The sequence below is a fragment of the Devosia sp. genome (assembly GCF_028290645.1).
GTDB lineage: Bacteria > Pseudomonadota > Alphaproteobacteria > Rhizobiales > Devosiaceae > Devosia_A.
In genome coordinates, this window is record NZ_JAQGJL010000258.1 from 1 (window position 1) to 8,999 (window position 8,999).

Annotated in this window: 6 protein-coding genes and 1 pseudogene; 5 read left to right on the forward strand and 2 right to left on the reverse strand. The window is 65.0% G+C overall.

The genetic code is table 11. The features are described 5' to 3' along the window. Positions 1-545: pseudogene (locus JWQ89_RS14190) on the reverse strand (ribonuclease D); the annotation flags it as partial. Between the two features lie 177 nt (positions 546-722). On the opposite strand from JWQ89_RS14190, the gene aspS reads away from it, so the two are divergent. The 5 genes from aspS (at position 723) to JWQ89_RS14215 (ending at position 7,610) form a co-directional block, all read left to right on the forward strand. Further along, positions 723-2,486, forward strand: a complete 1,764-nt coding sequence (gene aspS, locus JWQ89_RS14195) for an aspartate--tRNA ligase (protein ID WP_299642054.1) — start codon at positions 723-725, stop codon at positions 2,484-2,486. Positions 2,487-2,764: 278 nt separating this feature from the next. Beyond that, positions 2,765-4,360 carry an EAL domain-containing protein gene (locus JWQ89_RS14200; protein WP_299642046.1) on the forward strand — a complete coding sequence of 532 codons (1,596 nt, stop codon included), beginning with the start codon at positions 2,765-2,767 and terminating at the stop codon, positions 4,358-4,360. 229 nt (positions 4,361-4,589) lie between these two features. Beyond that, positions 4,590-6,884: an NADP-dependent malic enzyme gene (locus JWQ89_RS14205; protein WP_299642048.1), complete on the forward strand. Its 2,295-nt coding sequence runs from the start codon at positions 4,590-4,592 to the stop codon at positions 6,882-6,884. Next, positions 6,881-7,171 carry a Dabb family protein gene (locus JWQ89_RS14210; protein ID WP_299642049.1) on the forward strand — a complete coding sequence of 97 codons (291 nt, stop codon included), beginning with the start codon at positions 6,881-6,883 and terminating at the stop codon, positions 7,169-7,171. The genes JWQ89_RS14205 and JWQ89_RS14210 overlap by 4 nt, the downstream gene beginning before the upstream one ends. A 79-nt stretch (positions 7,172-7,250) precedes the next feature. Continuing rightward, positions 7,251-7,610: a YciI family protein gene (locus tag JWQ89_RS14215; protein ID WP_299642050.1), complete on the forward strand. Its 360-nt coding sequence runs from the start codon at positions 7,251-7,253 to the stop codon at positions 7,608-7,610. A 120-nt stretch (positions 7,611-7,730) separates the two neighbouring features. Here JWQ89_RS14215 and JWQ89_RS14220 read toward each other — a convergent pair. Continuing rightward, positions 7,731-8,999 (reverse strand): AMP nucleosidase (locus tag JWQ89_RS14220; protein ID WP_299642052.1); only part of this gene is annotated, 1,269 nt, incomplete at its 5' end.

The window sequence follows — 8,999 nt, forward strand, 5'->3', positions numbered from 1 at the left end:
AGCTCGTCCTCGACCCAGTCCCAGCGGCCGGTGTCGTCGACCTGCTTCAACAGCACTGCGTAGACATCGCGGAGGTGGGTGACGTCGGCGAGGGCGTAGACCTTCTGCTTTTCGGTGAGGGGGCGGGCCGACCAGTCGGTGAAGCGGGAGGACTTGTCGAGCTCGACCTTAGTGATGGCGCGGACGAGATTGTCGTAAGAGACGCTGTCGCCGAAGCCGCAGACCGAAGCAGCAACCTGGGTATCGAAGATGTTGAGGGGCACCTTGCCGGTGAGCTTGACGAAGATCTCGATGTCCTGGCGCGCGGCGTGGAAGACCTTGCGGACCTTGGCGTTGGCGAGCAATTCGAAGAACGGCGACAAATCGAGGCCGGGGGCGAGCGGATCGATCAGGACCGCTTCGTCCAGAGTTGCCACCTGCAGCAGGCAAAGCTTCGGCCAGTAGGTTGTTTCGCGCAAGAACTCGGTATCGACTGTCACGAAATCATAACCGGCGGCGCGCTTTGAAAAGGCGGCGAGCACGTCGGTCGAAGTAATGAGCTCCATCAAGACTCTTTCACGGGCATAAAGACTAGAACGCTTGCATAACAGGCCAATTCAGACCCTGCCAGCATCGAATCGCGGGCCGGCGGTGTGTGGCTGCGCTCAACTTGACAATTGCGCCCTCGCATGCGCTTGTCCGGCCCCGAAATCCGCCTGCCTCAGAGACAAGAGATGAGTGAAATGCACCGCTATCGCACCCACACCTGCGCCGCCCTTCGCCAGGGTGATGTGGGTAATAACGTGCGGCTCTCGGGCTGGGTGCATCGCGTTCGCGACCATGGCGGGCTGTTGTTCATCGACCTGCGCGATCATTACGGGCTGACCCAGCTGGTGGTGGATCCCGATTCCTCGGCGTTCCGGGACGCCGAGCGGGTGCGCGCCGAGTGGGTGATCCGCGTCGATGGCGAGGTGAAGCAGCGGACGCCCGAGACGGTGAACCCGCGCCAGCCGACCGGCCAGGTGGAAGTATTCATCCGCGAGCTCGAAGCGCTTGGAGAGGCCACCGAACTGCCGCTGCCGGTGTTCGGCGAGCCCGACTATCCCGAGGACATCCGGCTCAAGTACCGCTTCCTCGACCTCCGTCGCGAGACGCTGCACGCCAATATCGTCAAGCGCACCAAGGTGATCTCGTCGATGCGCCGGCGCATGGGCGACATCGGCTTTGCCGAGTATTCGACGCCGATCCTGACGGCCTCGTCGCCTGAAGGGGCGCGCGATTTCCTGGTGCCGAGCCGGATTCATCCGGGCAAGTTCTTCGCGCTGCCGCAGGCGCCGCAGCAGTACAAGCAGCTGCTGATGGTGGCGGGATTCGACCGCTACTTCCAGATCGCGCCGTGCTTCCGCGACGAGGACCCGCGCACCGACCGGCTGCCGGGCGAATTCTACCAGCTCGACCTCGAGATGAGCTTCGTCACCCAGGAAGAAGTCTGGGACACCATGGAGCCGGTGATCACCGGGCTGTTCGAGGAGTTCGCCGACGGCAAGCCGGTGACGAGCCAGTGGCCGCGCATTCCGTATGACACGGCGATCCGCACCTATGGCTCGGACAAGCCGGACCTGCGCAACCCGATCGAGATGCAGGACGTCACCGAGCACTTCCGTGGCTCGGGCTTCGGCGTATTCGCCAACCAGATCGCCAGCGACGACAAGGTCGAGGTCTGGGCCATTCCGGCGAAGACCGGCGGCAGCCGCGCCTTCTGCGACCGGATGAACTCCTGGGCGCAGGGCCAGGGGCAGCCGGGGCTGGGGTATATCTTCTTCAAGGATGGCGCCGGTTCGGGCCCGGTGGCCAAGAATATCGGCGAAGAACGCACCGCGGCGATCCGTGCGCGGCTTGGGCTCGACGACGGTGACGCGGTGTTCTTTGTCCTGGGCCGGCCGGAGAAGATGTATCGCTTCGCTGGCGAGGCGCGGGTGAAGGTTGGGCTCGATTTGAACCTGACGCAGCTCGACCAGTTCAAGCTCTGCTGGATCGTCGACTTCCCGTTCTACGAGTGGAGCGAGGAAGAGAAGCGGGTCGATTTCGCGCACAACCCCTTCTCGATGCCGCGGGGCGGGATCGATGCGCTCAACTCCGAGGACCCGCTGACCATCAAGGCGTACCAGTACGACGCGGTGTGCAACGGCTTCGAGATCGCCTCCGGGTCGATCCGTAACCAGTTGCCTGAGACCATGGTCAAGGCGTTCGAGCTCACCGGGAAGTCACGGACCGAGGTCGAGGAGCAGTTCGGGGGGCTTTACCGGGCGTTCCAGTATGGCGCTCCGCCGCATGGCGGCGCAGCGTTTGGCATCGACCGTATCGTGATGCTGATCTGCGGGGCGCAGAACCTGCGCGAGATCACGCTCTTCCCGATGAACCAGCAGGCGGAAGACCTGCTGATGGGGGCGCCGAGCCCGGCGGAGCCCAAGCAGCTGCGCGAGCTGCATATTCGGGTGGCGGAATAAGACAAGGGCTCCCCCCGGGCGCCCTTTTTCGTTGCTGACTGCGACAGACGGCCCCCCTCCCAACCCCCCCCATAAAGGGAGGTGCCCGCCGGTGGGTTGGGCGAGATGGTGCCGCCCACTCGATGCGGCACCCTCCCCTTTATGGGTAGGATGGGGAGGAGCTGTCAGTTGCTGAACCGTTCCATTCCGGCACGCCGCCTCAATCAGCGTTAACACTCTCTTAAACCGCGCGCTGCTAGGCATTTGTTGCCTATCTCCGTTGGGGCCGGATTCGCGCGGTGAAGTCCAAGTTCTCGCATGTACTGATGCTGCTCGCGGCCATTGCCGCGTTCCTGCCGGTCATGGCCGTCGATTTCGTGCTCGATTCCTACGTGCGGGTGCGCGAGCGGGCGATGCTGCAGCAATCGGCCGATGCGGTGGCGGGGCGGATCCAGGCGACGGCCTATGATGCCATCGCTTCGCTGCGTCGTGTCCTTGCCGACAGCCCGTCGCTCTGCACGCCGAGCTTCATTGCCAATGTCCACCGGCAGATGGAGCAGAGCCTCTACCTGAAGCAGGTGCTCGTCGAGAACGGCGACGGGGTGCAGTACTGCGACGCCTTGGGCAAGGACGTGAAGTACTCGCCGCTGTCGCGGCCGCTCTCGGTGCCCAATCACACCGAAACCATCGAGGTGGCGAGCTACGGCGACCTACGGATGCCGGCGCTGAAGGTGACGCAGACCTTCGGCGCGACGCGCAAGGTCTCGGCCTTCGTGCCGGTGTTGGCGGCGGAGCGCGACAGCTTGCTCAATGGCCTCAAGCCGACGTCGATGATGCGGGTGGCGCTTACCGATGGGGCGGAGATCGTCACGGTCGGGGACCCCAAGGCCTATGACGAGCGGGGAAATACCGAGTTCGTGACCGCCGAGAGTTTTGCGGGGGAATTGCCGATCCGGGTTACCGCGGCGGTGCCGTTCGCCATGGTGCGCGCCGATTATGGCGACCTCGATGCCAGTTTCACGGTCGTCGCGGCGCTGATGTGCGGGGCGTTTCTTGTCATCGCGCTGCAACATGTGCGGCGCTCGGACCTGCCGGCCTTCGACCTTGAACGGGCGATCGCGGCGGGGGAGCTGAAGCCCTACTACCAGCCGGTGATCAACCTGAGGACCGGGGCGCTCGCCGGGTGCGAGGTGCTGTGCCGGTGGGAGAAGAAGAACGGCGAGGTGGTGCCGCCCGGCGCGTTCATCGAGTACGCGGAACTGACCGGGCTGGCGCTGCCGATGACGGTGAGCCTGATGCAGCAGGTGAGGTCCGATCTCGGGGACCTCTGCCGCGACATGCCCGACCTGAAGGTGTCGATCAATCTGTTCGAGGGGCATTTCCGCGACGGCAATGTCGTCGACGACGTGCACACGATCTTTGCCGGCTCACCGATCAGCTTCCGGCAGTTGGTGTTCGAGATCACCGAGCGGAAGCCGCTCGAGAAGATGGCGCAGGCGCAGAGCGTCATCGCCGGGCTTCATGCGCTGGGCTGCCGGCTGGCGATGGATGACGCGGGAACCGGGCATTCGAACCTCGCCTACCTCCAGACGCTGGGGGTCGACGTGGTGAAGATCGACCGGGTCTTCGTGGATATGATCAAGCCGGATGGGTCGGCGGTGCCGGTGCTTGACGGGCTGATCTCGATGGCGCGCGACCTCAATACCCAGATTGTCGCAGAGGGGGTCGAGACCGAGGCGCAGGCGCTGTACCTGAGGGCGCGCGGGGTGGTGCAGGCGCAGGGGTATCTGTTTGCGCCGGCGCTGAAGGCCGGGGCATTTCGCGACCTGGCGCGGGCGTTGAATGCGCCGGTGCAAGCGCCGGTGCCGGAACTGGCGCGGGTTAGCGCAGCGTAGTCGAGGGGCTGGTGGCTGTGGACCCCCACCCCTGCCCCCTCCCCCTAAACAGGGGGAGGGAGACCAAAGCACCGACGCCTGTGCGAGCGTGTCCTCCCGAGTAGGGCGAGGGACAGGGGTTGGGTCAGCGAGCACCGGGCTGGCAAACGCCGTGGACAGTTTCCGCGGCCTGCCGCCTTTTCATCGCCCCCGATTAGTGGCACTCACACAACGTTCCGGGAGGGTGACGATGGCTGCCGACGTGACCGATCAGAAGAAGGCGTTGCGCGAGGCGGCGCTGCATTTCCACCAGTTCCCAAAACCCGGAAAGCTCGAGATTCAGGCGACCAAGCCGCTGGGCAACCAGCGCGATCTGTCGCTGGCCTACTCCCCCGGTGTGGCAGCGCCTTGCGAAGAGATCGCGGAAGATCCCGATGCGGTGTTCAAGTACACGGCGCGCGGCAACCTCGTGGCGGTGATCTCGAACGGCACGGCGGTGCTGGGGCTGGGCAATATCGGGGCGCTGGCAAGCAAGCCCGTGATGGAGGGCAAGGCGGTGCTCTTCAAGAAATTCGCCGGGATCGATGTGTTCGACATCGAGATCGACGAGACCGATCCGCTCAAGTTCATCGAGGTGGTGCGGCCGCTGGAGCCGACCTTTGGCGGTATCAACCTAGAGGACATCAAGGCGCCGGAGTGCTTCGCCATTGAGGAAGCACTGCGCGAGCGCATGAAGATCCCGGTGTTCCATGACGACCAGCACGGCACGGCGATCATCGTCGGCGCGGCGGTGCTGAACGGGCTGGAACTGAGCGGCAAGAAGATCGAGGAGGTGAAGATCTGCACCTCCGGGGCAGGGGCGGCGGCGATCGCGTGCCTCAACATCCTGCTCGCCCTGGGGGCGAGGCTCGAGAACATCTGGGTGGCCGACAAGGACGGGCTGCTGACCGACAAGCGCGACGACCTCGACGACAAATGGCGCGGGCGGTTCCGGCGGAAATCGGAGGCGACGACGCTGGCCGAGGTGGTCGACGGCGCCGACATTTTCCTCGGGCTGTCGGCGGCGGGGGCGCTGAAGCCCGAAATGCTCGAGAAGATGGGGCCGAAGCCGCTGATCCTGGCGCTGGCCAACCCGAACCCCGAGATCATGCCGGAAATGGCCAAGGAAATCCGGCCGGACGCCATGGTCTGCACCGGGCGCTCGGATTATCCCAACCAGGTCAACAATGTCCTCTGTTTCCCGTTCATCTTCCGCGGCGCCCTCGACGTCGGCGCAACGACGATCAACGAGGAGATGAAGCTCGCGGCGTCCTATGCCATCGCGCGGCTCGCCCATGATCCGGGGCTGGAAGTGTCGCCCTCGGGGCAGCCGGCGGTGTATGGGCCGGACCACATCATTCCCAACCCGTTCGACCAGCGGCTGATCCTCCGCATCGCGCCAGCAGTGGCGCGGGCGGCGATGGAGTCGGGGGTGGCCAAGCGCCCGATCACCGATTTCCAGGCCTATCACGACAGCCTCAACCGGTTCGTCTTCCGCTCCGGGCTGGTGATGAAGCCGGTGATGGACCGGGTGCAGGGCCAGGCCAAGCGCGTCGCCTTCGCCGACGGCGAGGACGAGCGGGTCTTGCGCGCCGCGCAGGTGCTGATCGAGGACCGGATGGCGCAGCCGATCCTGATCGGCCGCCCGCAGGTGATCGAGAGCCGGCTGCAGCGCTACGGGCTGACCATCAGGCCGGGGCGCGACTTCGAGGTGGTGAACCCCGAGGACGATCCGCGCTACCGCGACTATGTCGAGCTGTTCCACTCGCTGGTCGGCCGGAACGGGGTGACGCCCGACATCGCACGGACCATCGTGCGCACCAACACCACGGTGATCGCGGCGCTGTCGGTGAAGCGCGGCGAGGCCGATGCCATGCTCTGCGGCTTCCAGGGCCGCTTCATCAAGCATGTGCGCGACATCCGCTCGATCATCGGCCTGCAGGACGGGGTGAAGGACGTTTCGGCACTCTCCATGCTGATCATGCCGCGCGGCGTGTTCTTCCTCGCCGACACCTACGTCAACATGGACCCGACGCCGGACGAGCTGGTGGCGATCGCGCTGCAGGCCCGCGACCATCTCAAGCGCTTCAACATCGAGGCCAAGGCGGCGCTGCTGAGCTACTCCAACTTCGGCTCGCGCGACGGCGAGAGCGCCTTCAAGATGCGCGAGACCTATTGGAAGCTGAAGGCCGCGGCGCCCGAGATGATCGTCGAGGGCGAGATGCAGGGCGACCTGGCGTTGAATGAGGACCTGCGCAGCCGCTACATCCCGGCCTCGGTGCTGCAAGGCGAGGCGAATCTCCTGCTGTTCCCCAACCTCGACAGCGCCAACCTGTCGATGACGTTATTGAAGGAAATGAACAATGCGCTGGCCGTCGGCCCGATCCTGATGGGACCGCGCGCTCCCGCCCACATCCTTGCCCCCTCGACCACCAGCCGGGGAATCGTCAATATGACGGCAATTGCCGCCAGCGAAGCGGTCACTTTGGGGGAGAAGGTCGGATGATCCGGCACAGCGTGATTTTCGTGCTGAAGCATGCGCGTGGCTCGCTGCAGGAAAAGGCCTTCCTGCGCGACGCCATGGTGCTGAAGGAAATCCCGGGCGTGAAGAAGTTCGAGCAACTGAGGCAGGTCTCGAAGAAGAACGACTACGAGTTCGGCTTCTCGATGGAGTTCGCCGACCAGGCGGCATACGACGCCTATGACGCGCATCCCAAGCACGTGAAGTTCGTCAAGGAGCGGTGGGAGCGCGAGGTGGAGCGGTTTCTGGAGATCGACTACGAACTGATCTGAAGTTTCTGCCAGACGCATGTCGATCCCGGGCGCGACGGAGCGACTACTCCTCACTGATGCGCGAAATGAGGAACACGCCATGCGCTACGCTTGCCTCGTCTACTTCGATCCCACGACCGCCTTCGACGGCTCGGCCGACAGCAACGCTACTCTCGGAGAGGCGGAGATGAACCGCCAGAGTCTCCTGGCCGGTGGCGTAGTGGCGGAGGCGCTCACGCTGCCGAACGAGGCCGTGACCGTCCGGGTGCGCGGGGGGAATGTGTCGATGACCGACGGCCCGTTCATGGAGACCAAGGAAGTGCTCGGCGGTTTCGTGGTGATCGAGGCGGAGGACATCGAGGCGGCGGCGCGGATGGCGGCGACCAATCCGATGGCCAAGCTGGGCTCGGTCGAGGTGCGGCCGCTGGTGGACTTCAGCAAGCCGCGGCCGGTGATGTAATCTGTAAAGGGACCGCAGCTGATGCTTGGCTGCGGCAGCAGGCCGCCTATGACCTCAGCCGGCTGCGAGGACGGAAGGACATCCGTCTCGACCGGTTGCCGGGAAAGTCGCCTGAGACCGCTACTGGAACGCCGTCTCCGCAAAACTCCTCAGCTTGCGCGAGTGCAGCCGCTCGGGCGGCTGGTCGCGCAGGATCTCCATCGCCCTGAGGCCGATCTGGAAGTGCCGGTTGACCTGCGTGCGATAGAAGTCCGAGGCCATGCCGGGGAGTTTGAGCTCGCCGTGGAGCGGCTTGTCCGAGACGCACAGCAGCGTGCCGTAGGGGACGCGGAAGCGGAAGCCGTTGGCGGCGATGGTGGCGGATTCCATGTCGAGGGCGACGGCGCGGGATTGCGAGAGCTGCCGGGTGATCTCGGCCTGATTGCGGAGCTCCCAGTTGCGGTTGTCGAAGGTGGCGACGGTGCCGGTGCGCATGATGCGCTTGGTCTCGATGCCTTCGAGATGGGTGATTTCGGCGACGGCCTGCTCGAGCGCGACCTGCACTTCGGCGAGGGCGGGGATGGGGACGGTCACCGGCAGGTCGGCATCGAGCACGTGGTCTTCGCGGAGGTACGCGTGGGCTAGGACGTAGTCGCCGAGTTCCTGCGAGTTGCGGAGGCCGGCGCAGTGGCCGAGCATGATCCAGGCGTGCGGGCGGAGCACCGCGATATGGTCGGTGGCGGTCTTGGCGTTGGAGGGGCCGACGCCGATGTTGACGATGGTGATGCCGCGGTTGCGCGGCATGGTGAGATGCAGCGCCGGCATTTGCGGGATGCGGCTGGCGCGCACGCCTGAAGAGCCCCCGCCGAGCCGCTTGTTCAGCGTGGTGAAGCCACCCGGTTCGACGAAGCTGTCATAGGCCGGATGGCCTTCGTCCATGTAGCGCTGCGCGACGCGGGCGAACTCGTCCATGTAGAAGGCGTAGTTCGTGAAGATCACGAAATTCTGGAAATGTTCGGCCTCTGTGCCCGTGTAGTGGCTGAGGCGTTGCAGCGAATAGTCGACGCGCGGGGCGGTGAAATGGGCGAGCGGGTAGGGGCCGCCGGGCGGGGGAACGAAGGTGCCGTTGGCGATCTCGTCGTCGGTATCCTGCAGGTCGGGTACGTCGAACAGGTCGCGCAACGGAATGGGTAGCGCATTGATTGCCTCGCCGTCGATGCGCTCGATCGGGGGAATGGCGAAATGGAGAGGGATGCGGGTCGCCGACTCGCCGACCTCGATGGCCCCTCCGTGATTGCGGAGGATCACCGCGAACTGCTCGATCAGGTAGGTCTTGAACAGGTCCGGCGCGGTGAGGGTGGTGCGGTAGATGCCGGGGGTGTGGAGATAGCCGTAGGGCAGGGTGCTGTC

Bases quoted from the DNA above. Each gene is read 5' to 3' on its own strand.
- JWQ89_RS14210 (WP_299642049.1), top strand. From the start codon at position 6,881: ATGATCCGGCACAGCGTGATTTTCGTGCTGAAGCATGCGCGTGGCTCG.
- aspS (WP_299642054.1), top strand. From the start codon at position 723: ATGCACCGCTATCGCACCCACACCTGCGCCGCCCTTCGCCAGGGTGAT.
- JWQ89_RS14205 (WP_299642048.1), top strand. From the start codon at position 4,590: ATGGCTGCCGACGTGACCGATCAGAAGAAGGCGTTGCGCGAGGCGGCG.
- JWQ89_RS14215 (WP_299642050.1), top strand. From the start codon at position 7,251: ATGCGCTACGCTTGCCTCGTCTACTTCGATCCCACGACCGCCTTCGAC.